Source organism: Pigmentiphaga litoralis (assembly GCF_014651835.1).
GTDB classification, from domain to species: Bacteria; Pseudomonadota; Gammaproteobacteria; order Burkholderiales; family Burkholderiaceae_B; genus Pigmentiphaga; species Pigmentiphaga litoralis.
The window spans coordinates 402898-428195 of the sequence record NZ_BMXQ01000002.1; the positions used below are offsets into that span (position 1 = coordinate 402898).

The 25298-nt window shown below is 66.5% G+C and carries 21 protein-coding genes; 11 read left to right on the forward strand and 10 right to left on the reverse strand.

What is annotated here, in order from left to right; all coding sequences use genetic code 11:
• The first annotated feature begins 28 nt into the window (after positions 1 to 28).
• Positions 29 to 757: a hypothetical protein gene (locus tag IE116_RS20295; protein WP_189615065.1), complete on the forward strand. Its 729-nt coding sequence runs from the start codon at positions 29 to 31 to the stop codon at positions 755 to 757.
• A 10-nt stretch (positions 758 to 767) separates the two neighbouring features.
• Here the strand turns inward: IE116_RS20295 and IE116_RS20300 are convergent, their stop codons facing one another.
• From IE116_RS20300 to IE116_RS20330, 7 genes are all read right to left on the reverse strand, one after another.
• Positions 768 to 2477: a thiamine pyrophosphate-binding protein gene (locus tag IE116_RS20300; protein ID WP_189615066.1), complete on the reverse strand. Its 1710-nt coding sequence runs from the start codon at positions 2475 to 2477 to the stop codon at positions 768 to 770.
• A 177-nt stretch (positions 2478 to 2654) separates the two neighbouring features.
• On the reverse strand, positions 2655 to 3590 hold the full coding sequence (locus IE116_RS20305) for a LysR family transcriptional regulator (protein WP_189615067.1): 936 nt from the start codon (positions 3588 to 3590) through the stop codon (positions 2655 to 2657).
• Between the two features lie 56 nt (positions 3591 to 3646).
• Positions 3647 to 4681 (reverse strand): YheT family hydrolase, encoded by a 1035-nt coding sequence (locus IE116_RS20310; protein WP_189615068.1) that lies wholly within the window; start codon positions 4679 to 4681, stop codon positions 3647 to 3649.
• Between the two features lie 17 nt (positions 4682 to 4698).
• Positions 4699 to 5121 carry a YybH family protein gene (locus tag IE116_RS20315; RefSeq protein ID WP_189615814.1) on the reverse strand — a complete coding sequence of 141 codons (423 nt, stop codon included), beginning with the start codon at positions 5119 to 5121 and terminating at the stop codon, positions 4699 to 4701.
• A 23-nt stretch (positions 5122 to 5144) separates the two neighbouring features.
• Complete coding sequence (purU, locus tag IE116_RS20320) at positions 5145 to 5999, reverse strand: formyltetrahydrofolate deformylase (RefSeq protein WP_189615069.1); 855 nt, start codon at positions 5997 to 5999, stop codon at positions 5145 to 5147.
• 137 nt (positions 6000 to 6136) lie between these two features.
• Complete coding sequence (locus tag IE116_RS20325) at positions 6137 to 6337, reverse strand: zinc-finger domain-containing protein (RefSeq protein WP_179589174.1); 201 nt, start codon at positions 6335 to 6337, stop codon at positions 6137 to 6139.
• Positions 6338 to 6350: 13 nt separating this feature from the next.
• Complete coding sequence (locus tag IE116_RS20330) at positions 6351 to 7271, reverse strand: branched-chain amino acid transaminase (protein ID WP_189615070.1); 921 nt, start codon at positions 7269 to 7271, stop codon at positions 6351 to 6353.
• 330 nt (positions 7272 to 7601) lie between these two features.
• On the opposite strand from IE116_RS20330, the gene IE116_RS20335 reads away from it, so the two are divergent.
• Together IE116_RS20335 and IE116_RS20340 are read left to right on the forward strand one after the other, a co-directional pair.
• Positions 7602 to 8291 carry an AzlC family ABC transporter permease gene (locus tag IE116_RS20335; RefSeq protein WP_229828807.1) on the forward strand — a complete coding sequence of 230 codons (690 nt, stop codon included), beginning with the start codon at positions 7602 to 7604 and terminating at the stop codon, positions 8289 to 8291.
• Complete coding sequence (locus tag IE116_RS20340) at positions 8288 to 8638, forward strand: AzlD domain-containing protein (RefSeq protein ID WP_229828605.1); 351 nt, start codon at positions 8288 to 8290, stop codon at positions 8636 to 8638. The genes IE116_RS20335 and IE116_RS20340 overlap by 4 nt, the downstream gene beginning before the upstream one ends.
• A 32-nt stretch (positions 8639 to 8670) precedes the next feature.
• Here IE116_RS20340 and glnE read toward each other — a convergent pair whose 3' ends face one another.
• A complete protein-coding gene (gene glnE, locus IE116_RS20345; protein WP_189615072.1) occupies positions 8671 to 11562 on the reverse strand; it encodes a bifunctional [glutamate--ammonia ligase]-adenylyl-L-tyrosine phosphorylase/[glutamate--ammonia-ligase] adenylyltransferase in 2892 nt (963 codons plus the stop codon).
• A 212-nt stretch (positions 11563 to 11774) separates the two neighbouring features.
• Between glnE and IE116_RS20350 the strand changes: the two genes are divergently transcribed.
• From IE116_RS20350 to IE116_RS20380, 7 genes are all read left to right on the forward strand, one after another.
• Positions 11775 to 15932, forward strand: a complete 4158-nt coding sequence (locus tag IE116_RS20350) for a YhdP family protein (RefSeq protein WP_189615073.1) — start codon at positions 11775 to 11777, stop codon at positions 15930 to 15932.
• Between the two features lie 72 nt (positions 15933 to 16004).
• A complete protein-coding gene (locus IE116_RS20355) occupies positions 16005 to 16829 on the forward strand; it encodes a carbon-nitrogen hydrolase family protein (protein ID WP_189615074.1) in 825 nt (274 codons plus the stop codon).
• A gap of 28 nt (positions 16830 to 16857) precedes the next feature.
• Positions 16858 to 18318 carry a metalloprotease TldD gene (tldD, locus tag IE116_RS20360; protein ID WP_189615075.1) on the forward strand — a complete coding sequence of 487 codons (1461 nt, stop codon included), beginning with the start codon at positions 16858 to 16860 and terminating at the stop codon, positions 18316 to 18318.
• A 246-nt stretch (positions 18319 to 18564) separates the two neighbouring features.
• Positions 18565 to 19200: a paraquat-inducible protein A gene (locus IE116_RS20365; RefSeq protein ID WP_189615076.1), complete on the forward strand. Its 636-nt coding sequence runs from the start codon at positions 18565 to 18567 to the stop codon at positions 19198 to 19200.
• A complete protein-coding gene (locus IE116_RS20370; RefSeq protein ID WP_229828607.1) occupies positions 19188 to 19925 on the forward strand; it encodes a paraquat-inducible protein A in 738 nt (245 codons plus the stop codon). The genes IE116_RS20365 and IE116_RS20370 overlap by 13 nt, the downstream gene beginning before the upstream one ends.
• A complete protein-coding gene (locus IE116_RS20375) occupies positions 19909 to 21555 on the forward strand; it encodes a PqiB family protein (protein WP_189615077.1) in 1647 nt (548 codons plus the stop codon). Before IE116_RS20370 ends, IE116_RS20375 begins: the two co-directional genes overlap by 17 nt.
• Positions 21552 to 22373 carry a PqiC family protein gene (locus tag IE116_RS20380; protein ID WP_189615078.1) on the forward strand — a complete coding sequence of 274 codons (822 nt, stop codon included), beginning with the start codon at positions 21552 to 21554 and terminating at the stop codon, positions 22371 to 22373. Before IE116_RS20375 ends, IE116_RS20380 begins: the two co-directional genes overlap by 4 nt.
• Positions 22374 to 22442: 69 nt before the next feature.
• Here the strand turns inward: IE116_RS20380 and IE116_RS20385 are convergent, their stop codons facing one another.
• On the reverse strand, positions 22443 to 23189 hold the full coding sequence (locus IE116_RS20385; protein ID WP_189615079.1) for a pseudouridine synthase: 747 nt from the start codon (positions 23187 to 23189) through the stop codon (positions 22443 to 22445).
• A gap of 65 nt (positions 23190 to 23254) precedes the next feature.
• On the reverse strand, positions 23255 to 24142 hold the full coding sequence (locus IE116_RS20390) for a hypothetical protein (protein WP_189615080.1): 888 nt from the start codon (positions 24140 to 24142) through the stop codon (positions 23255 to 23257).
• A gap of 181 nt (positions 24143 to 24323) precedes the next feature.
• Here IE116_RS20390 and IE116_RS20395 point away from each other — a divergent pair, with 181 nt between their 5' ends.
• A complete protein-coding gene (locus IE116_RS20395) occupies positions 24324 to 25199 on the forward strand; it encodes an alpha/beta fold hydrolase (RefSeq protein ID WP_229828610.1) in 876 nt (291 codons plus the stop codon).
• The last annotated feature ends 99 nt before the right edge of the window (positions 25200 to 25298 follow it).

Genomic DNA, 25298 nt, shown 5'->3' on the forward strand with positions numbered 1-25298 from the left:
GATGGTTGGGCCGCCAGAACGGGACTCGTTGGCCAAGGTGATCTGGAACGAGGCATCCGAGGCAATGACGCTGGCGGTGTTAGTGCTGCCCGGGCAGGTGAGCGTCGACATGCTGATTGCAGTGTTCAAGACGCGGTGGCTGAGCCCGGCAAATCAGGCCGTGATCGTAAGTGCCATCGGCGATGCGTATCGACCCGATTACAGCCTGGTGTCGCCCGCACCGGTGCAAACCACCGCCGACCGCAGTGCCAGCCCAGAATTTGGCTTGCCCGATGGGCGGGTGTCAATGGAAGGTCCCTACGCCCACGTGACGCGGCGCAATGCAAGAATCGTTGCCCTCTTGATGTCTGCCGCTGAGGACCCGGACGATCTCATCGCAACGGCCGCCGTGTGGTCGTATTCAGAGTTTGCGGAGGCCAGCGATGCCCTGCGGCTGGCTCGCCGTGCGTTTTACCGTGGCGGACTGTCAACCGGAACATTCATTCGACACGCGTTTGCCCTCCTTCCGAATCTGGACACGGCAAACCAGGAAGCGCTGATCGATGAAGTGATCAGCGCTGAACGCGCCGATCCGGAACGCACCGGCGACCCGTCGCTGCGGACTGCCATGATGGCGTTTTTCGGCCCGGATCAGGCGGGCATGGCATCCCTGAGTCCGGCAGGCCGGGCGTCGTTCCGGCGTTACCTCGACTCCGTAGGCCCCGATCCGCTCGCCGTCGAGTTCCTAAGGATGCAGGCCGCGCCTGCCTACCCGTGAACAGTCGGCCTCAGTCCACCGACCCCAACCGAACCGCCGGCGTGATCTGCTTCGGATCCACCCGCAATTCCAGCAGCGCCGGCCGGCCCGCCTTGCGTGCTCGCTCGAAAGCGGCCGGAAAATCTTCGGTCTTCTCAACCAACTCCGCATGCGCGCCAAACGCCGACGCCATCGCCACAAAATCCGGGTTCTGCAGTTTGGTGGCGCTGATGCGGCCGGGGAAGCGTTTTTCCTGGTGCATGCGGATCGTGCCGTACATGCCGTTGTTGACCACGATCGTCACGACATTGGCGCCGAATTGCAGGGCGGTGGCGAGTTCCTGCGGGTACATCAAAAAGCAGCCGTCACCGGCGAAGGCAATCACGTCACGTTCGGGGTAGCGCAGCTTGGCGGCGATGGCGGCAGGGAAGCCGTAGCCCATGGCGCCGCAGACGGGGGCCAGGCTGGTGCGGGGCTGGCGGAATTGGTAGAAGCGGTGGACCCATACCGTGTAGTTGCCCGCGCCGTTGGCCAGGATGGCGTCGTCAGGCAGCGTGGCGTTCAGGTGCGCCATGACGTCGGCCATGACCACGCCTTGATAGTCGTCTGCGGGCTTGGGTGCGGCGCTGAAGGCGACGTGGGCGGCGTGCGCGGCTTCGGTCCAGCCGGCCCATGGGGTGCTGCCCGCGGCGGCGGGGGCGTCCAGCGCACGCAGCATGGCGGCGGCGGGCGCCGGGGCGGCCTGCACGGCCAGAGTGGGACGGTAGACGCGGCCCAGCTCGGCGGCATCGACGTGGATGTGGATCAGTTGCTGCTTGGGCGTCGGCACCTCAAGCAGGGTGTAGGCGGCGGTGTTGATTTCGCCCAGCCGGGTGCCGACGGCCAGAATGACGTCGGCGGTCTGCACGCGTTCGGCCAGGGCGGGGTTCATGCCCAGGCTCAGGTGGCCCACGTACTGCGCGTCGCGGTTGTCGAACAGGTCCTGGCGGCGGAAGGATGCGGCAACGGGCAGGTTCCAGGCCTGCACAAAGGCCTTGAAGTCGGCGGCGGCCTGCGCGGGCCAGTTGGCGCCGCCCACGATCACCAGCGGCTGTTTGGCGGACGCCAGCAGCTTGGCAATGTCGGCGGCCTGGTCGGCGGTGGGCGCGGGCGACAGCACCCGGTAGGGCAGGGTGTCGGGAACGGTGGCGGTGTTGCCCAGCACGTCTTCCGGCAGGGCCAGCACGACCGGGCCCGGACGGCCGGACGTGGCGACCTGGAAAGCGCGGGCGATCATTTCCGGGATGCGCGCCGTGTCTTCGATCTGACCGGCCCATTTGGCCATCGAGCCGAAGGTGGCGGCGTAGTCGACTTCCTGGAAGGCTTCGCGGCCCAGGTGTTCGCGCGGCGCCTGGCCGACGAACAGGATCATGGGCGTGGAGTCCTGCTGCGCGATGTGGACGCCGATGGCGGCATGCGTCGCGCCGGGGCCGCGGGTCACGAAGCAGATGCCGGGGCGGCCCATGAGCTTGCCATCGGCCTCGGCCATGTTGGCGGCGGCGCCTTCATGTTTGGTGACGATGGTTTCGATGTCGGGATGGGCGTACAGCGCGTCCAGCACGTCCAGGTAGCTTTCTCCCGGTACGCAGAACACGCGGTCGACGCCTTGCACGGCAAGCGCATCGACCAGCAGTTGGCCGCCAGAGCGGGCAGTGGTGGCGTCAGAGGCGGCGGAACGGGATGCGGCGGAAGAGGCGGTCATGAAGGGGCGTCCAGCAAGGCAGGGTAGAGGCGCAGTGCGCCGACAGCCGCCATTGTGGACAGGGTTGGCGTCCGCCGCCATGATTCTGGCGCAGATCAGGTATGCGCTGGATGCATCCCGCGGCAAGTAGGCGGCTCTGGCGTGGGACAAGCGCACCCTGATCGACCGCAAGTGTGTCTACTTCTGCTCGATCAACGTCGCCCCGGGCCAACCACCATTCGCCACGATGGTCTGCACTTCGCGCCGGATGATCCGGGTGATGTCCCACTGTTCCGCCACGGGCGGCCGGTTGCGGGATGTCGCGAGCGCGACGTCCCGCTGCGGCGCCGGATCCGCCAGCGAGACCGCGGTGAGCCTGCCGGACGCCAATTCATCACTGACCGCGGCCAGCGGCAGCAGCGTGTAGCCGCAGCCTTCCTGCACCAGCCGTTTGGTCACGCTGGTGGACGCATCACACTCCAGCGCCACGTTCAGCGTGATGCCCAGCCGGCTTGCCAGCGATTCGGCCAGCAAGCGCAAGCCGTGCGGCGTGCCGGGCAGGATCAGCGGCACGTCGGCCAGGGCACGCAGCGGCCATTCGCCCGTCATGGCAGGGTCCCCGGGCGGCCCGACCAGACATAACTGTTCGTGCAGCAGCAGATCCACTTCCAGCCCGCCGGCGTGCGCGGGCAGGTACAGGATCGCGATGTCGATCTCGCCCGACGCCAGCCAGCCCACCATATGCGTCCCCAGCCCTTCAACGAAACGCAGGCGCGTGCGCGGAAACTGCCGCAGCAGCGCCTTGCCCACGGCGGCAAAGGTGGTGTTGGCGATGGTGGGTTGCGCCGCAATCACGATCTGCGCGGGGCCGTCGTCGGCGCAAGCCTGTAGCGTGCGCTGCGCGTCATCGAGCGCGGCGGCCACGCGTTGCGCGTGGGCCAGCAGCAGGCGGCCAGGTTCGGTCAGTTCGACCCCGCGGCCGCTGCGGTGGAACAGGCGGGTGCGTGCCTGGGTTTCCAGCCGCGCCATCTGCCGGCTGATGGTGGACTGGTCGCTGCCCAGTTCCACCGCCGCACGCGAAAAACTGCCGCAGGCAACGACGCGGGCAAAGCAGGCAAGGTCATCGGAGTTCATGTGGGGCTCCGGGATGGCGGGCGGCGGGACGTGGCTGTGCTGGCACAGGACAGCGCCTACGCGCCGGTACGAAAATACGTGGCAATGCGCTGCGGCAACCAGTTCAGGTTGCCAGGAAAGCGGCCGCTGGAAAAGCCGACATGGCCGCCCTGGGCCGGCTGGTGCAGCAGGACCTGGTTCGACGCTTCGTGCGTGCCCGGCAGGTAACGACCGGGCAGGAAGGGATCGTTGCGCGCGTTCAGCACCAGGGTCGGCACGGCAATATCGACCAGCACGGGCTTGCTCGACGCCCGCGTCCAGTAGTCGGCCGCGCCCGCAAAGCCGTGCACGGGGGCGGTGTAGGCGTCGTCGAACTCGTACAGATCACGTGCATTGGCCACCCGCAGGATATCGATCGTGCCGGGAAACATCTGCGACTTCTGCAGCGTCTTGGTCTTGAGCGTGCGCAGGAACATTTGCGTGTACACCTGCCGGTTGACGAAGCCCGTGCCCAGCGTCGTCCCCCCCGCCATCAGGTCCACGGGCGCGGAGATGCCTGCCGCCGCCGTCAGCCAGCGGGCCGCGGCGCCCGCTTCGCCCAGGTGCTTGAGCAGGGCATTGCCGCCCAGCGACACGCCCACGGCATGCCAGCGTGCGTCGGGCAGCCGGCGGCGCACGGTGTCCAGCATGAAACCGATCTCTTTGGAGTCGCCGGAATGGTAGGCGCGCGGCAAGCGGTTGGGCTCGCCCGAACACCCGCGAAAATGCGGCACGACCACCGTCCAGCCGCGGGATCGGAAGTACTGCGTCATGGCTTGCGCGTAGGGACTGCGGCTGCTGCCTTCCAGTCCGTGGAACAAGACCAGTGCGTTATCGGTCGGCTGCGGCAGGGGGTCGGGCAGGCGGGCGCCCGACGCGGCGGCCGCGGCAGGCACCAGGCCCGGCGCGGTCCAGTCCAGATCGATGAAGTCGCCATCGGGCGTGTCGACACGTTCGCGCACGAACGATGCATGATGGTGACGGGCAAACAGCGCCGCGAAGATCGTCTGACTGTGACCTTCGGGCAACCAGCGGGGGCTAGGGCAGGGCGCGGTGTCCAGGAGCGCGGGCATGCGTCGCGATCGGCTGCTCAGTGCAGCAGGTCGGGCATGTCCTGACGATCGGTGGGGCCAAGATCGTCCGGGGCCTGCGACGAATGATGCAGCACCAGCCGCCAGCCCGCCGTGCCCTTGTGGAACACGTTGGTCGCATAACAATTGACGATCTGCTGGCCCTGTTCCGTGTCGACGGTCAGTTGCTCGACCACGGTATGGACCGCATTCATCATGCTCTGCATGGCGTGCTGGCGCGTCGGCCGGATCGGCACCGGCGCGTTGCTCAGGATTTCCTGCCAGGAGCTCTGCACGGCGTCATGGCCGATCAGGCGCTGGCCGCCCGGGTGGATGCAGACGACTTCGTCGTCATCCGACCAGACTTCCATCAGCTGGGCCAGATCGCCCTTTTCGAGCGCTTCGTAAAAAGCGTGCTCGGCTTCGTCGGGGGTGGCGAACAGATTGGTTTTGCGTGGCGTCATGATCAGCGGAACACGATGGTCTTGTGACCGTTCAACAGGATACGGTGCTCGACATGCCAGCGTACCGCACGCGAGAGCACCAGGCATTCGACGTCGCGGCCGACGGCAGTGAGCGTTTCGGGCGACATGCTGTGATCCACCCGGGCAATGTCCTGCTCGATGATCGGACCTTCGTCCAGGTCGGCCGTCACGTAATGCGCCGTGGCGCCGATCAGCTTCACGCCGCGTTCATGCGCCTGGTAGTACGGGCGCGCGCCCTTGAAGCTGGGCAAGAAGCTGTGATGGATGTTGATGGCGCGGCCCGACAGCGCCTCGCACATCTCGCTCGACAAAATCTGCATGTAGCGCGCCAGCACCACCAGGTCGATCTTTTCGCGTTCCGCGATCTGCAGCACCTGGCGTTCCTGTTGCGCCTTGTCGCCATTGACGACGGGCAGGTGATAGAACGGGATGCCATAGGACGCCGACAGCAGCGCAAAGTCGGGATGGTTGGATACGATCGCCGGGATCTCGATCGGCAACTGGCCGCTCTTGACCCGGAACAGCAGGTCGTTCAGGCAATGCCCATGCTTGCTGACCATGAGCATGACGCGCGACTTGCGCTGCGCATCGCGGATCTGCCACTGCATGCTGAAGCGCGTCGCGACGGTCACGAACTGCGCCTGGATGTCGGCCGCCGTCATGGCGGCGGGCATCTCGAAGTGCACTCGCAGGAAGAACAGCCCCGTATCCTTGTCGCCGAACTGCTGCGAATCCAGGATGTTGCAGCCACGTTCAAACAGGAATTCCGAAACGTGAAAGACGATCCCGATCGAGTCCGGGCAAGCGAGCGTCAGGATATGGTCGTTTTGCTGCACGAAAGATTCCTGTAGAGATGAAGCGCGTCCGGCAAGCCGGAGGGGCGCCGATGAAACGACAAGCCCCGGAAGTCCGGGGCTGGCCGTTGCGGTCGGGCTGAGCGGTGGGCGCAAGCCCGTGCCAGGAGCGTCAGGCCTCAGTGGCCGTGGACCTTGGCGCCTGGCTTGAGCCGGTATTCCTGGCCACAGTACGAGCACATGGCCGCGCCGGTGGTCGCAACGTCAAGGAACACCTTGGGGTGCATGTTCCAGAGTGGCGTGTGCGGGCCGGGGCAGGAAATGGGCAGATCCTCGGCATCGACTTCGATGACGCCGGTGGGCGCATTCACATCAGACATGGTTGACTCCTGGTCAGACCTGCGTGAGCCAGTGTTGGTACTTGGGATTGCGGCCCGCGACCAGTTCGAAGAAGGCGCTTTGCAGGCGTTCGGTGACGGGACCGCGGCGGCCTTCGCCGATCGTGCGGTTATCCAGTTCGCGGATCGGCGTGATTTCGGCGGCGGTACCGCTGAAGAACGCTTCGTCGGCAATGTAGATGTCATCGCGCGTCAGGCGCTTGCTGACGATCTTCAGGCCCAGGTCTTCGGCCAGCGAATACACCGTCGCGCGGGTGATGCCCGACAGCGCCGATGCGATTTCCGGTTCGTAGATCACGCCGTCACGCACGATGAAGACGTTCTCGCCGGCGCCTTCGGCCACGAAGCCGTCGGTGTCCAGCAGCAGGGCTTCGTCGTAGCCGTTCTCGGTCGCTTCCATGTTGGCCAGGATCGAGTTGGCGTAGGTCGAGGCGAGCTTGGCGCGCGGCATCGTCACGTTCACGTGATGGCGGGCGAACGACGAAGTCTTGACGCGAATGCCCTTTTCGAGGCCTTCGGCGCCCAGGTAGGCACCCCATTCCCAGGCGGCGATCGCAACGTGGACCTTCGCGCCCTTGGGCGAGACACCCATCTTTTCGGAGCCGTAGAAGGCAATCGGACGCAGATAGCAGGACTCGAGCTTGTTCGCGCGGATCACTTCCTTCTGGGCTTCGATCAGCTGTTCCTTGCTGTAGGGCAGGGCCATCTGATAGATGCGGCCAGAGTTGACCAGGCGGTCGGTATGTTCCTTGACACGGAAAATCGAGGTGCCCGATTCCGTCTTGTACGCACGTACACCCTCGAATACCGCCAACCCATAGTGCAGGGAGTGTGTGAGCACGTGGGTATTGGCTTCACGCCAGGGTACGAGCTTGCCGTCGTACCAGATGAAGCCGTCGCGGTCTGCCATCGACATGTTGGATCTCCGAAATTAGCCGAGTATTGTAGCAACCAAGGCGGCAATTTGCTTTTTCGGGGCACAGCCGCTAGGGCGACCGTGGTTTTGCCGACAGGTCGGCCCTGCAGTGCCCAGTACACCGCCTAGTACAATCTGCTGCGCCCACCCCCCGCTGCACCCATCATGCCTTCCCCAGATTTGCACAAGAACGACAGCGCATCGCCCGCTGCCGGCCGAGACCCTTCCACGCTTTCCCCGTTGTCGGACGCCGCGGGTTCCCCGCATCCGGACGCTGCCCGGACGCCCGACGAGATCCGTCAGGTGCAGCGCGCCGCGTTCAAGGACGGCGTGCGCGCGCTGGCCCCCGCGTCGCTGGCGATCGGCGTGTGGGGCCTGGTGACCGGCGTCGCCATGGTCAAGGTGGGGCTCACGCAATCCCTGGCGCTGGGCATGACCCTGGTGGTGTATGCCGGATCCGCGCAGTTGACCTCGCTGCCGCTGATTCTGGCCGGCGCGCCGATCTGGCTGATCTTCCTGGCCTCGTTCGTGGTCAATCTGCGCTTCGTGATCTTTTCGGCTGCCTTCCATCCCTTCTTCCGACGCTATGGCGCCTGGAAGCGGCTGGTCATGGGCTACTTTTCGAGCGACATCGGCTTCGTGCTGTTCATGCCCCGCTACAGCGACGCACCCGTCAAGGGCACGGCGGAACAGACCGGCTTCTTCTGGGGCGTGGCGGTGGGCAACTGGCTGGTCTGGCAGGTCTCGTCGATCGTCGGGGTGGTGGTAGGGGCGCTGATTCCGGCGGCATGGTCGCTTGAATTCGCGGCCGTGCTGGCGCTGATGTCGATCGTGGTGCCGATGGCCAAGGGCCGGCCGGTGCTGGCCGCGATCGTTGCGGCTGCCGTGGTCGGGTGGGCCGGGCAACCGTTGCCGCTGCGGCTGGGGCTCGTCGCGGCGGTAATCGCCGGCGTGACGGCCGGCATGCTGGTGGAACGGGCAGAAGCCCGCAGCGCCGGGCGCACCGGAGCCGCATCATGACCCCGGCCATCTTTCCGCCGATCAACGACACCTTTTACGTGTGGCTCGCGATCATCGCTCTCGGCCTGTGCACGGCCGTGACGCGGGCCAGCTTCATGCTGCTGGGCGACCGGCTGCCCTTGCCCGACGTGGTGCGCCGCGCCTTGCGCTACGCCCCGGCCGCGGCCCTGGTCGCCATCATCGTGCCCGACCTGCTGCCGTGGTCGCCGGTGACCGGCCCGATGTTCGACATCAAGGTGATCGCGGCCGCGTTTGGCGTGGTCGCCATGGTCATGACGCGCAGCACGGTCGCCATGATCGTGGCGGGGATGCTGGCGCTGTGGGCGCTTCGGGCGATGCTGGGGTAGCAGGCCGCTCTGGCTGCGGCCTCGTCAACGCCTCAAGGCGTCGCCGCCTGCCGCGGCCCCATCACCGTCTCCCATAGTTCGATGACTGCGGCGCGTTCCACCGTCAGCATGTCCTGCGGCACCCGTGCCTTGTCCAGCCCCTGCAACCGCAGCGCGTGCTGCTCGCGCCGCAAGGTGCGGTAGGCGTCGCCGGCGCGCATGGCCAGCGGCTGCGGCAGCAGGCCGGCCTCGGCGGCCAGGCGCAGCAGCGTGATGTTGCCCAGGTTTTCCAGCAGGCGCGGGTGGTCGGCCGCGTAGCGCAGCACCAGGTATTGCGTCACGAATTCGACATCCACCATGCCGCCCGGATCGTGCTTCAGATCGAACAGGGGCGTGCGGTTCACGTGCCCTTCGTTCATCTTCTTGCGCATGTCGATCACGTCGCGCGCCAGCTTGTCGGGATCGCGCGGCATCAGCATCACTTGCCGGCGGATTGCTTCGAAGCGAGCACCCACATGCGGATCACCCACTGCGAAGCGGGCCCGTGTGATGGCCTGGTGTTCCCACGGCCACGCGTGTTCCTTCTGATAGCGCTCGAAGGCCTCGGTAGAAATCACCATCAGCCCGGCCTGGCCGTCGGGCCGCAGCCGCAGGTCGATTTCATACAGCCGGCCCGACGCAGTCAGGGACCCCAGCCACGACAGAATGCGCTGGCCGAAGCGGGCGTAGACCTCGCCGGCGTCTTCCCGGCTGTCTTCGAACAGGAACACCAGGTCCAGGTCCGACGCATAGCCCATTTCCTTGCCGCCATGCTTGCCGTAGGCGATCACGGCAAAGCGTGCGGGCGACGCGCCGCCATCGCGCGACACCTGCGGCCAAACGCGCTTCAGGGTCTCGCGCAGCAGCAAGTCGGCCAGCATGGACAGGAAGTCGCCCAGGCGTTCCACCGTCAGCTTGCCTTCCAGGTCCTGCGCCAGCAAGTGGAAGCCCCACTGGCGCTGCACGTCGCGCATGATGTTCATCTGCCGTTCGATATCCGGCGTGGGCGGCGTGCCTTCGATCACGCAGCGGTCCAGGTCGTTGCTCAGGGCCTGGGCGATCTGGTCGAAATTCGGCGGGGCCAGCAAGGTGCGCCAGTCCAGCAGTTCGTCCAGCAGGATGGGGTGACGGATCAGATACTGCGCCGCCCATTCGCTGGCAGCCATGATGCGTGCGACCCGGGCCAGGGTGTCGGGAAATTCCGTCAACAAGGCCATGTAGGCGCTGCGCTGCGCAATGTTTTCAATCAGGTCGGACATCCGCAAGAACGCGGGGCCCGGCGCCTTGGTGAGCGCCGCGGCCTGGATCACGGCCGGAAGCAGGGCGGACAGCCGGCGGCGGCTGGCGTCCGACAGGGTGCGGATGCGGCTGCCATTGAGCATGGCCAGCCCCCGCGGAAGCAGGTCGGCTTCCAGCGCCGGCAGGTGCAGGCGCAAATGCATGGCCAGTACCGTTTCGGGGTCGGAATCGGCCGCAGAGGGATCGCAGGCCAGCAGCGGAACGCCGTCGTTGTCGGGCGGGTAGTTACCGTTGGCGTCAGCGCAGGCCGGGCCTGATGGCGCCGGGTCGCCATTGGGCACTACCCCGGCCACCACGCCCTGGCGCCCGAACACATCCCTGAAGGTCTGTTCGACGAACTGCCGGTGCCCGGCCAGTTCCGCCTCGAAGGCATCCAGCGTCTCGAAGCCCATCGCGCGGGCCAGGTCCAGGCGGCGATCGGGCTCGTGCGGCAGCAGGTGGGTCTGCTGATCTTCCCGGTATTGCAGGGCGTGTTCGGTCCGGCGCAAAAAGCGGTAGGCCGCTTCCAGGCGCGCCGAATCCCCGTGCGACACCAGTCCGGTATCGGTTTCGACGCGCAGGGCCGCCAGCAGCCCCCGCGTCTGCAGCGACGGCTGTCGCCCGCCGCGTATCAGCTGCGACAGTTGCACCACGAACTCGATTTCGCGGATGCCGCCTTCGCCCAGCTTGATATTGTCGGCCTGCGTGGTGTCCGGCCCCGACCCCTTGAACGCCCGCCGGTTCCAGTCTTCGCGAATGCGTTCGCGCAGGCCGCGCAGGGCCGCCAACGCGTCAAAGTCGAAATACTTGCGGTAGACAAACGGCCGGCGCAGCGCTTCCAGCTGGGCCGCCTGGGACGACACGTCGCTGCCCTCGAACGCCGACACCTCGATCCGCCGCGCCTTCAGCCACGCATACCGTTCCCACTCCCGGCCCTGCGAGACCAGATAGTTCTCGAACGCATCCAGGCTCCAGGCCAGCGGTCCGGAATCGCCATCGGGCCGCAGCCGCAGGTCGGTCCGGAACACGTGCCCGTCGGCGTCGATCTCGGAAATCACCGGCATCATCCGCCGAGTCAGCCGGCCGTAGAACTCGTGATGCGAGATGGGCCGGCGGCCATCGGTTTCGCCTTCGTCCCCATACAGCATGACCAGGTCGATGTCGGACGACACATTCAACTCTTCGCCGCCCAGCTTGCCCATGCCGACGATCAGCATCTCCTGGGGCAGGCCGCTGGCGATCTCGCGCGGAATGCCGTGCACCTCGGCCAGTTCGGCGGCCACGCTGCGGTAGGCCTGCGTAATGGCCAGATCCGCCAGGCGCGTCATGGCCGTCACGACTTCTTCCAGCGGCGCCAGGCCGCCCAGGTCGCGAATCATGATCGTGCAGAACACCCGTTCGCGCAGTTGGCGCAGCACGGCCCGGCAATCGGCCACGGGCAGCGGGCCGGCCGGCGCGACGCCCCGGCGCGCGCACAGTTCTTCGAACCAGGTGGTCAGCGTCTCGCCGGTGAGCGGGTCCTGCGCGCCGTCGGCCAGGCCGTCCGCCCACTTGGGCTGCGCGTTCAGGCGCCGCCGCAGGTGGCCGGACCAGGCCAGGGCGGGAGCAAGAAGGGAAGAATCTGACATGGGCGGTCTCGTCAAAAGCATAAATAGACTGGCGTGAACAGACGGTCATGGCGGAAGTGGCCGCTTCGGTGTGGCCTATCCGCTGACACGATTGTCTCTCGTTACGCTGTTTTTGATCTGTAGCAGCATAAGCCAGGTTCTACGCGGTAAGCTTCGCCTCAGCCTCCGATCCGGCCTGCCCGGACCGCCGCATCCTCCCCTGTCCTTCCTACGTGCGTCTGTCTCCTCTGTACCGTCTCGTCGTTCGACCCGCCCTGTTGTTGCTGCTGGCCGGCTACTTCCTGTTCGCGTTCGCCGTGATCGCGCTCCGGTACGTGGTGCTGCCCGCGATCGACGACTACCGGCCGACGCTCGAGCGGCTGGTCAGCCGGCAGGCCGGCGTGCCGGTACGCATTGGCGCCATCGACGCCAACTGGATGGGACTGCACCCCCGGCTGGTGCTGCGCGATGTCGACGTGCTCGATGCCCAAGGGCGGGTCGCCCTGGCCTTGCCGCGCATCGCCACCCTGTTTTCGTGGCGCAGCCTGCTGGTCTTCGAACCGCGTCTGCTGCAATTGCAGCTCGAGGCGCCCCACATCGATATCCGGCGCGATAGCGGCGGCCGCATCTGGGTTGCGGGGGTGTCGTTCGACCCGCATGAACCCGGATCGCATGAGGCCAGCCGATGGCTGCTGGCGCAGCGCGACGTGTCCATGCGTGGCGGCACCGTACGCTGGCTGGACGAAATGGCCGACGCGCCGGCGCTGGACTTTCACGACGTCGCGTTCAGGCTGCGCAACAACGGCCGGCGGCACCGTGCGGCGCTGCTCGCCACGCCGCCGCCGGCCCTGGCCTCCACCATCGACGTGCGCGCCGAGTTTTCCCACCGCCTGTTCGAAACCCAGCCGACTGACATGACGCGCTGGCGCGGCACGATCTACGGCAACGCCGATTTCATCGACCTGCTGGAATGGCGGTCGTGGTTGCCGCTGTCGCAGACGGTGCTCAATGGCTACGGCGCGCTGCGTGGGTGGGCCGATTTTCGCGATGGGCGGGTGCACCATGTGCTGGCCGACGTGGCCCTGCATGATCTCGACCTGCAACTGGTGCACGGCCAGCCCGCCTTGCCCTTGCGGGATCTGGTGGCCCGGGTGGACGCCGGCAAGGATGCCTCCGGCCACCGCGTGACCCTGACCCACCCGCGCATGCAGATCGGCGCGGGCGAGGCCATGACGCCGGGCACGGTCACGGCCAGCTACGCCGCCGACACCGATGCCGGGGAGTTGCGGATGCCGATGCTGTCGCTGGGCGCGCTCCGCGACATGGCGCCTAGCCTGCCCTTGCCCGAGACGACCCGCACGCGCATTGCGCAGGCCCAGCCCGCGGGGCGGCTGGATGACGTGATCCTGACATGGCAGGGAGACCCGCTGAAGGTGCTGCCGGCTGCCGGCGGGGCCTCGCCAACCGCATCGGCGCCCGCTGTTGCATCTCCGCCCGCTGTCGCGTCGGCGCCTGCAAGTCGCGCCGGCGATTTCCCTTTGCACACGTTTCACCTGCAGACCCGCTTTTCCGGCCTGTCCCTGACGGCCGCGCCGGTGCCGACCGGCAAAGACGTCCACCACGCGCAGCGCCCGGGCGTCACCAACCTGAGCGGCACGCTGGACGCCGGTCCGCGCGCCGCCACGCTGTCCATCGACGCGTCCGACCTCACCCTGACCCTGCCAGGCGTGTTTGCAGCGCCCCTTGTACCCGTGCAGCGGCTGGTCGGCGACATTCGGATCGACCGGCCCGAACAGGGGCCCATGACCGTCACGATGTCCAAGGTCGAATTCGAGCAGGCACGCAATCGGGGCCATGTGCAGGCGACCTGGACCGCGCGCGGCCGCACCCCGGCAGGCTCGCTGGACCTGAGCGGGCAGCTGACCCGCGCCGATCCACGCGACGTGCATCGTTTCATACCCACAGTCGTGCCCGACGACGTGCGCGTCTGGCTCAGGAACGCCTTGCTGGCTGGCACCGCGTCCGACGTCGACTTCCGCGTCAAGGGCGACCTGGCCGATTTTCCGTATGGAGACGGCAAGGCGGGCGAATTCCATGTGGCCGGCAAGTTCCAGGGCGTGACGCTGGAAGCGGCCGGTTCCGCGATGGGCAAGCCCGATATCTGGCCGCCCATCGACGACATCGCCGGGGATTTCGTGTTCGATCGCGTATCGATGGCGCTGCGCACGCGGGGCGGCAAGGTGCGGACGGCGCCGGATTCCTCGGTCATCCTGGGCGAGTCCGACGTTCGTATCGCCCATCTGGAAAAAGCCCCGCTGCTCGAGCTCGATACCGAGGCGCGGGGTACGGCCACCGACTTCCTGCGCTTCGTGCGCGAGACGCCTCTGGCGCGTACGGGCGGCCAGGTTCTGAACGACGCCAGCGCGACCGGCAACCTGGTGGTGCCGCTCAGCCTGCGGCTGCCACTCGAGCACGTCGATTTTGTGCGCGTCGAAGGCGACATCCAGCTGGCCGGCAACACCTTCCGCTTCAATGCGGACAGTCCGCCCCTGAGCCGGCTTGCCGGCACGCTGCATTTTTCCAATGATGGGATTTCCCCCAAGGACGTGACCGGCACGCTGCTTGAAGGCCCGGTCACGCTGTCGGGCGGGCCAGGCGCCAATGGCGTCAATGAACTGGTGGCGAGCGGCACGGTGCCGGCGCGCGGCCTGCAGACCTTGTGGCCCGCGCCGGGCATGACGCGCCTGAGCGGGCAGGCGGCCTACCGCGCCACCGTGCAGGTTGCGACCGGCAAGCCGCCGCGCGCCGTGATCGAGTCCACCCTGCAGGGCCTGGGCCTGGACTTGCCCGTGCCGCTGCGCAAGGCGCCTGCCGACTCGTTGCCCTTGCGCGCCGAATGGGGCCCGCAAGAGCAGGCCGGCGCCAACGGCGACTGGCTGGCGGCCAGTGTGGGCGGCAGCCTGGTCAATCTGCACATTGAACGGGACCTGACCCTAGGCAGTGGCCAGTTGCGAGGGTTGCGCGGCGCACTGGGTGTGAACCGCGCGGCCACCCTGTCGGGACCGGGCTTCGGGCTGGCCATCGATCTGCCCGTGCTGGATGTGGATCGCTGGCGCACGGTTATGGCCGAATTCGTGTCGCCCGCGCCTGCGCCGGTAGCGACCGCCCTGGATCCCGCCACCGCCCGGCTGTTCAGCCTGAATCGCGTCAACCTCAAGACCGGGTCCCTGCAACTGCACGGCCGGCACCTGGACAACGTCACCCTGTACGCCGCCCGCCAGGGCGCGGCCCCGCCCCGGCTGCCGCCGACCGCCTTGCCCGCCGCCCAGCCCGCGCAGGTCGAAACCGGCGACTGGCGTGTCGACATCGACTCTGACCAGGTGGCGGGCCGCCTGTCGTGGAATGAAGGCCCGGACGGCATCGCCGGCAAACTGACCGCGCGCCTGCGCCGACTGGTGGTGCAAGACGAACCGGGCGCGGGTGACGGCAGCGACATCGTGGCCGACCCCAAGCCGGTCGACGTGCCCGAAGTGGACCTGATCGCCGACCGGTTCGACCTGTATGGCAAGTCGCTGGGCCGGCTCGAAGTCCAGGCGCAGACGGTCGACCGCGGGCTGGAATGGCAGCTGCGCCACCTGACCGTCAAGAATGACGATGCGACGCTGGACGGTTCGGGCGTCTGGCGCGTGGAGCCGGGCGATAACCGCACCACGCGCCGCCGCATGACGCTCGATGCGTCTCTGGACCTGGTCGATACCGGCAAATTCCTGGACCGCATGGGCCTGCCGGCCACCATCGCCGGCGGAGCGGGCAGGGTCAACTCGAAAGTGTCGTGGCTGGGCATGCCCTACTCGATCGACATGCCCACCCTGAGCGGCACGGTTGAACTCGACATCGGCAAGGGCCAATTCCTGAAAGCGGACCCGGGTATTGCCAAGCTGCTGGGCGTGCTGTCGCTGCAGTCGCTGCCGCGCCGCGTCAGCCTGGACTTTCGCGACGTCTTCAGTGAAGGCTTTGCGTTCGACAGCCTGCGCGGCAATGCGGCCATCCGCAGCGGCGTCGCGCATACCGAAGACTTCCGCATGAACGGCATTTCGGCCACCGTCATGATGGCCGGCGACACCGACCTTGTGCATGAAACGCAAAAGCTGCGCGTGGTCGTGGTGCCCAAGCTGGACGCGGGCGGTGCGACGCTGCTGTACGGCCTGATCAATCCCGTGTTGGGCTTGAGCATGTTCGTGGCGCAACTGCTGCTGCGCGAACCGCTCGGCGCGGCGTTCACCTATCAGTACGGAATTTCCGGCAGTTGGGCCGATCCGGTCATCGCACGCATTTCCAACGCCACCCCGCGGCCCGGGCCGGTAGTCGACGAACCGGTTCCGGCGCCGTGATCGCGGCGCCATCGGTTGCCACCCCCGTTCTGCGTCACAATACCGTTTTCGACCGCCGGATCGCCGCCTGCCATGCCAGAACCCGCTGACGTTTCCTCGCTCACGCGCGTCGCCGCGCTGCAAATGGTGTCCACGCCCGACGTCCAGGAAAACCTGGACACGGCGGCCGAACTCATCGCCCAGGCGGTGGGGCGGGGCGCCAGGCTCGTGGCGCTGCCCGAATACTTCTGCTTCATGGGCCGGGCCGACCGGGAAAAAGTCGCGATCCGCGAGCCCGAAGGCCATGGACCCATCCAGGACTTCCTGGCGGGCCAGGCCAGCCAGCACGGCATCATCCTGGCAGGCGGCACCTTGCCGCTGGCCTGTCCCGACCCCGACCGCGTGTTCAACACGGCCTTTGTCTACGGCCCCGACGGCGCGGTACTGGCGCGCTACGACAAGATCCACCTTTTCAGTTTCAAGCGCGAGGACGAGTCCTACGACGAGTCCATCAGCATCCGTCCGGGCGGCCAGCCGGTCGCGTTCGACGCGCCGTTCGGCCGGGTCGGCATGTCCACCTGCTACGACCTGCGCTTTCCCGAGCTGTACCGGGCGTTGGGCGATACGGCCTTGATTTTGGTGCCCGCCGCCTTCACCTACACCACAGGCAAGGCCCATTGGGAACTGCTGCTGCGCGCCCGCGCGGTCGAAAACCAGTGTTACGTGCTGGCGCCGGCGCAGGGCGGCCGGCACCCCAATGGCCGCAGTACCTGGGGCCACGCCATGCTGGTCGATCCCTGGGGCACGGTGATCGATGTCTTGCCGGAAGGGCCCGGCGTGGTCTGTGGCAACATCGATCCTGCCCGCATTGCCGACGTCCGCAGTTCCTTGCCCGCCTTGCGTCACCGCGTGATGTAACCGTCACGCATTCATCAGAGCTTCCTTCATGCACATCGTAGAACCCAATATCCAGGCCTTTGCGACCGCCAAGTCCTTGCTGCTCGACCCCTGGGGCCTGACCGAGGCTGACCTGTCGCGCGCGATCGGCGAGATTTTCACGCACAAGGTGGACTATGCCGACCTGTACTTCCAGTACACCCGCAGCGAAGGCTGGAGCCTGGAAGAAGGCATCGTCAAGACCGGCAGTTTTTCGATCGGGCAGGGCGTGGGAGTGCGCGCGCTGAGCGGCGAAAAAACGGCCTTTGCCTATTCCGACACCCTGTCGCCCGAAGCCCTGATGTCGTCGTCCCGCGCGGTGCGTACCATCGCGCGCCAGGGCGCCGGCAAGATCAAGGTCCCGAACCGGTATGCGCAGGGCGACTCGCGCTCGCTGTATTCGGCGCTGGATCCCATCGGTTCACTCGAAGCCGCCGACAAGGTGGCCTTGCTTGAACGTTTCGAAAAGATGGCGCGTGCCAAGGACCCCCGCATCGTGCAGGTCATGGCCAGCCTGGGCGCCGAATACGACGTGGTGCTGGTCGCAGGCAGCGACGGGCGCCTGGCGGCCGACGTGCGCCCACTGGTGCGCCTGTCGCTCACGGTGATCGCCGAGCAGAACGGCCGGCGTGAAATGGGCCATGGCGGCGGCGGTGGCCGCACCGGCTTCGAATACTTTACCGACGACGTGCTGGAAGGCTATGTGGAACGCGCCGTGCACGAAGCGCTGATCAATCTCGAAGCCCGCCCCGCGCCGGCGGGTGAGATGACCGTCGTGCTGGGTTCGGGCTGGCCCGGCATCCTGCTGCACGAAGCGGTCGGCCACGGTCTGGAAGGCGACTTCAACCGCAAGGGGTCCAGCGTGTTCTCGGGCCGTATCGGTGAACGCGTCGCGTCCAAGGGCGTGACCGTGGTCGATGACGGCACGCTGCCCGATCGCCGCGGCTCGCTCAATGTCGACGACGAAGGCAATGTCTCGCAGCGCAATGTGCTGATCGAAGACGGCATCTTGAAGGGTTACATGCAGGACTCGCTCAATGCGCGGCTGATGAAGACCCCGGTGACCGGCAACGGCCGCCGCGAATCCTTCGCGCACCTGCCCATGCCCCGCATGACCAACACCTACATGATGAACGGCGACAAAGACCCCGAAGAGATCATCAAGTCGGTCAAACGCGGCCTGTACGCCGTCAACTTCGGCGGCGGCCAGGTCGACATCACCAACGGCAAGTTCGTATTCTCGACGTCCGAGGCCTACATGATCGAAGACGGCAAGATCTCGTATCCGGTCAAGGGCGCGACGCTGATCGGCAGCGGTCCGGAAGCCATGACCCAGGTCAGCATGATCGGCAACGACATGCGTCTGGACTCGGGCGTCGGCACCTGCGGCAAGGATGGCCAGAGCGTGCCCGTCGGTGTAGGCCAGCCGACGCTGCGCATGGACGGCCTGACGGTGGGCGGCACCGCGTAAACCCTCTCCGCCACCCGGATACCACCACCGGATGAGGAAAATGTCGCGCCCTGTTGCCATTTCGCGGGCGCGGCGCCTGCGGGCGCCACAGCTTCTGGCACGCCTTGGGATATGATTGGACGGCTTTACATACACTGTTGTTTGTAAATAGCCCCTGGTCGGGCGCGGCGCGATAGCCGCCCCTGCCGGCCCCGTTCCACGAATCACTCCCTCCGGGTCCGTCTCTTTGGCACCCGGGCTTGCGCGATGACCGAAACCGGTTTGCCCGATGCGCCCGATGGCGCTGCATTGAAGGTATGTGAACATTGCGATGCGGTCTATCGCAGGGTTCCCCTCGCGCGTAAAGAAGTGGCCTATTGCGAGCGCTGCGGCACCGAGCTCTATCACGACACGGAACGCCAGTATCAGCGGCTGCTGCCCATCGTCATCGCCTGCCTGATCGTCTTCTGCATATGTAACGCCTTTCCCATCGTCTCGATGGAAATCCAGGGCATCCGCGCCCAGACGACCGCATGGGAATCCGTGCTGGTGCTGCTGGATGAAGACATGTTCCTGGTGGCGACGCTGGTCTTTGCCACCACCATCTTCTTTCCCTTCCTTGAACTGGCCCTGCTGCTGTACGTGCTGGCGCCCCTGGCGGCCGGCCACGTGCCGCCGGGGTTCGGGCTGGTCATTCGCGCGATTCGTATGGGAAGGCCCTGGGGCATGATCGAAGTGTTCATGCTGGGGATCGTCGCTGCGCTGGTGAAGTTGTCGACCATGGCGACCATCGTGCCAGGCATCTCCTTGTGGTCGTTCGCGTTGCTGACGCTGCTGCTCACGTCCGTGCTCAGCTACGACCCCGCCGAACTGTGGGACCGGGCGGATCGATGCCAGAACTGACCATCCCGCATCCGCCGCCCATGCGTCCGGACGCCTCGGGTCCCGCGCCTTCCGGCACGCCCGCCGTCACCCCTCACAGCACCCCCGTGGACGACCACGCGCCGGTGCGCACGGCGGCCGAAGCGGGCGTGGTCGAGTGCACGCACTGCGGCGCCGTGCATCCGGCCGCCGTGGTGGAAACGCCCTGCGGCCGTTGCGGCGCGCAGGTCCACGCGCGCAAGGTGGCCAGCATCGAGCGCACCTGGGCCTTCCTGATTGCTGCGCTGATCCTCTATATCCCCGCCAACCTGCTGCCGATCATGACGACCGGGACGCTCCTCAGCTCCCAGACCAACACGATCATGAGCGGCGTCGTCTATCTGTGGCTGGATGGCTCGTATTTCGTGGCGGCGGTGGTGTTCATCGCCAGTATCGTGGTCCCTGTTTTCAAGCTCGCGGTGCTGACCATGCTGGTCATCACCACGCAGCGTCGCTCGACCTGGCGTCCGTACGAACGCACGCGGCTGTACCGCATGGTCGAAGCCGTCGGCCGCTGGTCGATGGTCGATATTTTCGTGGTGGCGCTGCTGGCGTCGCTGGTGCGGCTCGATGCGCTGGCCATGGTGACGCCGGAACCCGGCGCCCTGGCATTCGGCGCGGTCGTCGTCCTCACCATGTTCGCTTCGCTCAGCTTCGACCCACGCCTTATTTGGGACCCGGTGGATACGCATGACACAACAGACTGAACCGCAAACGACCCGCCCGGTGCCCGAGCCCGCGCGCCGCCCCCGCAAGGGCTGGCTGCCTTCGCTGGTATGGCTGATCCCGATCGTCGCGGCCGTGGCCGGCCTGTCGTTCATGTTCAACATCCTGTCCAAGCACGGGCCGTCGGTGGACATCACCTTCCGCACGGCCGAAGGCCTGGAAGCCGGCAAGACCAAGATCCGCTACAAGGACGTGGACATTGGCCAGGTGCAATCGATCCGCCTGGTGCGCGACCGCACCCACGTCATCGTCAATGTCGAACTGACCAAGGACGCGGAAACCTTCGCGGTCGAAGGATCGCGCTTCTGGGTCGTCAAGCCGCGCGTCGCAGCCAGCGGCGTGACCGGCTTGAACACTCTGTTATCGGGCGCCTACATCGGCGTGGACCCGGGCAAATCCGAAGAACGCGTGACGGATTTCACGGGCCTGGAAGTCCCACCCATCGTGACTACCGACACCCCGGGCAAGCAGTTCGTGCTGCGCGCAACCGACCTGGGTTCGCTGGACCTGGGTTCCCCGGTGTACTACCGCCGCATCAATGTGGGGCAGGTCGTTGCGTATGACCTCGATCCCGACGGCACAGGCATCACGTTGCGTGTCTTCGTCAACGCGCCGTATGACAAGTTTGTCACGGCCAACACCCGCTTCTGGCACGCCAGCGGCGTCAACGTCCAGCTCAATGCCGATGGCCTGAAGCTGCAGACACAGTCGCTTGCCACCGTGGTGCTGGGGGGCGTGTCCTTCCAGGCCTCGCCCTTCCTGCCCGCGTCCGATCCGGCGCCCGACGACGCGACCTTTGCGCTGTTCGGCGACCAGGACATGGCCCTCAAGCCCGAAGACGGCGCGCCGACCAGTGTTGTCATGTACTTCGAGCAGTCGGTCCGCGGCCTGTCGCCGGGCGCCCCGGTGGACTTCCGCGGCGTCGTGATCGGCCAGGTCCGCTCCATCGGCATCGAGTTCCGGCGCGACAAACGGGCCTTCGTCTTGCCTGTGGTGGTGGACCTGTACCCGCAACGCCTGGGCCTGGGCAGCCGATCGCAGGGCGGCAAGACCGCCAACGACATGGACCAGAAGCAGATCTACGAAGGCCTCGTCAGGAATGGCATGCGGGCGCAACTGCGCAACGGCAACTTGCTGACCGGCCAGATGTACGTGGCGATCGACTTCTTCCCGGGCACCAAGGCGCCGACGCTGAACCCGAACGGCAAGTCGACCTTGCCTGAATTCCCGACCGTGCCAGGTACGTTCAACGAACTGCAGACGCGTATTGCCGAAATCGTCGACAAGATCGGCAAGTTCCCGTTCGACACCATGGGCCAGGACATTGCCGCGACACTGGCCAGCCTGCGCACCACCATGGCCACGACGGAGCAACTGGTCAGCACACTGAACGGCAAGGTTGCGCCGGAAATCACGGCCACCATGCAGGATGCCCGCAACACGCTGCGCGCCGCCGAGCAGACCTTCTCGTCCGACGCGCCGCTGCAGCAGGACGTGCGCCGCGCCATGCAGGAACTGATGCGCACCTCGAACTCGCTGCGTCAGCTGACCGATTATCTTGAACAGAATCCCCAGTCGCTGATCCGGGGCAAACCGAAGGACGAACGATGACACCAGTAGCTGCACCACGCCGGACGAACACGGAACTGGCGTCTTCGAGCTGGGACGCATGTCGTCGCAAGGCTTTGCGTGTCGGGGCGGCGGGTGCCGCGTCCGGGGCTACCGGGGCGCAGCCGGCCGGAAGGGGTCGCCTGCGGTCGGGCCTGGCCGTCTTGGCCCTGGGCGTATCTGCCCTTGGCCTGGCGGCATGCGCCGGTCCTTCCGCGCCGCGCATCTACACGCTGCAGGATTCGTCTGCCATCCAGGGCGGTGCGCAGATGGCGCCAGGTACCGACCGCATGGCCTCGTCCGCCCTGGTTGGCGGCGCGTCCACCGCGGGCCCGACCCGCTTCATCGACGTCGCCCCCGTCATCATTCCGGAACGCCTGCGCCGCCGCCAGGTCGTGCTGCGCACCGACGCCACGCAGTTGCGGGTGCTGGAAGAAGACCGTTGGTCCGCATCGCTGGCCGACGAACTGCACGACGCGATTTCGTTCGGTTTGCAATCCCAGCTGAACGCCGCCGACGTCTCGCAGACCGGCCTGGCCGGCAAGGCGCCGTCTTACCGCATCTCGATCGAGTTCAATCAGATCGACGCGCAACAGGGTGGGGCGGTGCGGGCCAACGTGTCATGGCTCGTCAAGCAGGTATCCGGCCCCAACGGCCGGGTATGCCAGGCCCGCTTCGAAGCCCCCGCCGGCGCGCAGGTCGCCGATGTGATCGTGGCGCATCAGCGTGTTGTTGGGCAGGTGGTCGAGGCCGTCGCGGCAAGCCAGCGCGCGCTGGAAAGCGGCGGCGCCGCGCCGTATTGCTCGGCGTCGGTGGGGTAGCGTCGGTGCAGTGAACGAAAAAAATGCCGCGCAGTGCGCGGCATTTTTCATGGGCTGGTCAAGACCAGCCTAGAAGCTTTCGTCCGCCCCCAGATACCGCCATTCGCCCGTGGGCAGATCCCCCAGCGTCACCTTGCCGATCCGCACGCGTTTCAGCCCGACCACACGCAAGCCCACGGCTTCGCACATGCGGCGGATCTGGCGCTTCTTGCCTTCGCGCAAGGTAAAGCTCAACTGATCTTCGTTTTGCCAGTAGACCTTGGCTTCCTTAAGCGGCTTGCCGTCCATCGTCAATCCGTGATTGAGCAACGCCAGATCCGATTCCGGCAGGCGTCCGGCCTTGTGGTACTGCACACGCACCAAATATTCCTTGTCCACGTCGGACGTTTCGCCAATCAGATGCTTGGCGATGCGGCCGTCTTGCGTCAGCACCAGCAACCCGACCGAATCGATGTCCAGCCGGCCCGCGGGCACCAGATTGCGCAGCTGGTTGGGCTGGAATTGCGTCGGTGACCGATCCATCTTCCAGCGCGTGCGCGAACTGATCAGCGACACGGCGGGCCGATACCCGTCTTCGGCCTGACCGCTGACAAAGCCCACGGGCTTGTTGATCAGGATGGTGACGCGGCGCGCCTGCTCGTTGCTGGCCTGCCGCTCCACGGTGATCTTCTGCTCGGGCAACACCTTGCTGCCCAGAGTCGACACGACGACGCCATCTACGCGCACCCACCCCCGTTCGATCCATTCATCGGCTTCGCGGCGGGAGCACAGGCCGAGTTCGGACATGCGTTTGGACAGGCGTAGGGGTTCGGACATGCTCAACAGATCAAAGAGGGGTAACGGGGCATTTTAGTCGCATAAGCCGTGGCACACCCGCGGCATTACGCCCGACGCTTCATGAACCAGCCTGCGGCCGCGCACAACAGCAGGAACAGGATGCCGGCGATCCACACTGACTGGGTCGCCTGATACGCCAACACAGTGGGCACGCCCACGGCCACCGCAACCAGCCAACCGACCAGCTTGTTCTCGCGCCTGGCGGGTGGCTCGGACCGGATGGGCGCAGCGGGGGCGTCGGCAACCGGAGCCGCGCGCGCAGTCTCCGCGCGATTCACCCTGGCCGGCTCAGCCACCTCGGCATCCACCGGCAGCTCCACTGCCGTGACCTCGGGCTCCGGCTCGGCCTGCGTGAAGTCGTGGCCGTGGCCGGTCAGCAGGTGCATGCGGTCAGGGCGCAGCAGGCCCCGCGTATGGTTGATATCTGCAACGATCGCGTTATCGGGCCCGGCGTCGCCCGACCGCGTCAACGTATCAAAGTCTTCCAGGGCCTTCTGCAGTTCCGGACCGAATTCCTCGACATCAGGCAGGCCGCTGGTCCGGCAGAGCACGTACGGGCCGTAGTGAAGACGCAGGTGCCGCGCAAAGTTGTCGACGATGGGGGCAACGTCCGCCCCCAGGCGCGCCACCAGCAAGGGCGCGCGCTGCCCCAATGTCGCGAGCGCCCGTTCCAGCGACGTCACCAGATAGGGATACTGCGTGTCGCCATACTCCATCATGTCTTCGCGCGCGTCGCTGTCCAGGTCCTCGTCATCGATCAGCCGCGCCCAGTGCAGGTCCATCGGCGTGAACAGCGCCATCCACAAGATCGGAATGTGCGCGTTGGCCTCCAGCTCCGGGCCGCCCTCCAGGAAAAACGCCTCCCACTCGCGGCTGCTGCCATCGGGCATGCGGGGATGGGACGTGGCGTTGAGAAAGACGGGATGGCTCATGGCAAAGGTCGGTAAAGGAACAGGTGTTCCTTATACGCTATGCCGACAGGCCCTTGGAACCCACGGGTGCCTCGGCCGCGCGATATTGCCAGCGCCGGCAAGGCGACCAGGATCGAAACCCCGATGGTACGATTCCCGCGTCCCCCACCCACCGCGCGGGTCTTTGTCACCCGCCTTGCCCGTGTCCCTGCCTGCCCAATTGTCGCCCCCAACCCCCGTCACCGACTTTGCCGAAGCCGCCGCGATCATCGCGCGCCTGGAATCCCTGACCACCCGCCACGACGTCCACGCCTTGGGCGAGCATGTCACCTGGCGCAGCCTGGGCAGCGGCACGCCGCTGGTGCTGATCCACGGCGGCCATGGCAGCTGGCTGCATTGGGTGCGCAACATCGAAACGCTTGCGCAGCAGCACACCGTGTACGTTCCGGACCTGCCCGGCTATGGCGCATCGGGCCCGATGACGGCGTCGCCGGACGACCTTGATCACCTGGTGCGCGTGACCATCGCCAGCCTGGACCAACTGATAGGCGAATCAACACCCCTGCACCTTGCCGGCTTTTCTTTCGGTGGCCTGGTGGCCTCGCACATCGCCGCGCAACGTGGCCAGGTGCGCAAGCTGGCCTTGCTCGGCTCGGCCGGCCACGGCACGCCTCGGCGCCAGACCCTGGCCATGGTGAACTGGCGGCGGTCGACCGACGAGGCGGCCATGCTGGACGACCTGCGCCACAACCTGCAGGCGCTGATGATTCACGATCCGGCGCAGATCGATGCATTGGCATTGACGGTGCATCGCGATGCCTGCGTGAACACGCATTTCCGGTCCAAGAAACTGTCGCAGTCGGCGTCGGTGCCGGCCGTGCTGGCGCCGCTGACCGTGCCGATGCGGTGTGTGTGGGGCGAGTTCGATGCGACGGCGCAGGCGGACCTGGCGGGGCCGGTGCTGCAGGACGGGCGCTCGGAAAGGGCCTGGGACGCCATGCCGGGCGCCGGGCACTGGCTGATGTTCGAACGGCCCGACGCGGTCAATTCCCTGATGCTTGCGTGGTTTACGGATTGACCCATGCGCGAAAAAACGACAGGATTCTCGGTTGCTCGGCCGCAAAGGGCCTGCTAGTATCAATCCCATGAACGCCGCTTCCCGCCATTTTTATTTTTA

Excerpts from the sequence above, each read along its gene's own strand:
- IE116_RS20300 (WP_189615066.1), bottom strand. The coding sequence starts at position 2,477 with ATGACCGCCTCTTCCGCCGCATCCCGTTCCGCCGCCTCTGACGCCACC.
- IE116_RS20305 (WP_189615067.1), bottom strand. The coding sequence starts at position 3,590 with ATGAACTCCGATGACCTTGCCTGCTTTGCCCGCGTCGTTGCCTGCGGC.
- IE116_RS20310 (WP_189615068.1), bottom strand. The coding sequence starts at position 4,681 with ATGCCCGCGCTCCTGGACACCGCGCCCTGCCCTAGCCCCCGCTGGTTG.
- IE116_RS20325 (WP_179589174.1), bottom strand. The coding sequence starts at position 6,337 with ATGTCTGATGTGAATGCGCCCACCGGCGTCATCGAAGTCGATGCCGAG.
- IE116_RS20330 (WP_189615070.1), bottom strand. The coding sequence starts at position 7,271 with ATGTCGATGGCAGACCGCGACGGCTTCATCTGGTACGACGGCAAGCTC.
- IE116_RS20340 (WP_229828605.1), top strand. The coding sequence starts at position 8,288 with ATGACCCCGGCCATCTTTCCGCCGATCAACGACACCTTTTACGTGTGG.
- glnE (WP_189615072.1), bottom strand. The coding sequence starts at position 11,562 with ATGTCAGATTCTTCCCTTCTTGCTCCCGCCCTGGCCTGGTCCGGCCAC.
- IE116_RS20355 (WP_189615074.1), top strand. The coding sequence starts at position 16,005 with ATGCCAGAACCCGCTGACGTTTCCTCGCTCACGCGCGTCGCCGCGCTG.
- tldD (WP_189615075.1), top strand. The coding sequence starts at position 16,858 with ATGCACATCGTAGAACCCAATATCCAGGCCTTTGCGACCGCCAAGTCC.
- IE116_RS20365 (WP_189615076.1), top strand. The coding sequence starts at position 18,565 with ATGACCGAAACCGGTTTGCCCGATGCGCCCGATGGCGCTGCATTGAAG.
- IE116_RS20370 (WP_229828607.1), top strand. The coding sequence starts at position 19,188 with ATGCCAGAACTGACCATCCCGCATCCGCCGCCCATGCGTCCGGACGCC.
- IE116_RS20375 (WP_189615077.1), top strand. The coding sequence starts at position 19,909 with ATGACACAACAGACTGAACCGCAAACGACCCGCCCGGTGCCCGAGCCC.
- IE116_RS20380 (WP_189615078.1), top strand. The coding sequence starts at position 21,552 with ATGACACCAGTAGCTGCACCACGCCGGACGAACACGGAACTGGCGTCT.
- IE116_RS20385 (WP_189615079.1), bottom strand. The coding sequence starts at position 23,189 with ATGTCCGAACCCCTACGCCTGTCCAAACGCATGTCCGAACTCGGCCTG.
- IE116_RS20390 (WP_189615080.1), bottom strand. The coding sequence starts at position 24,142 with ATGAGCCATCCCGTCTTTCTCAACGCCACGTCCCATCCCCGCATGCCC.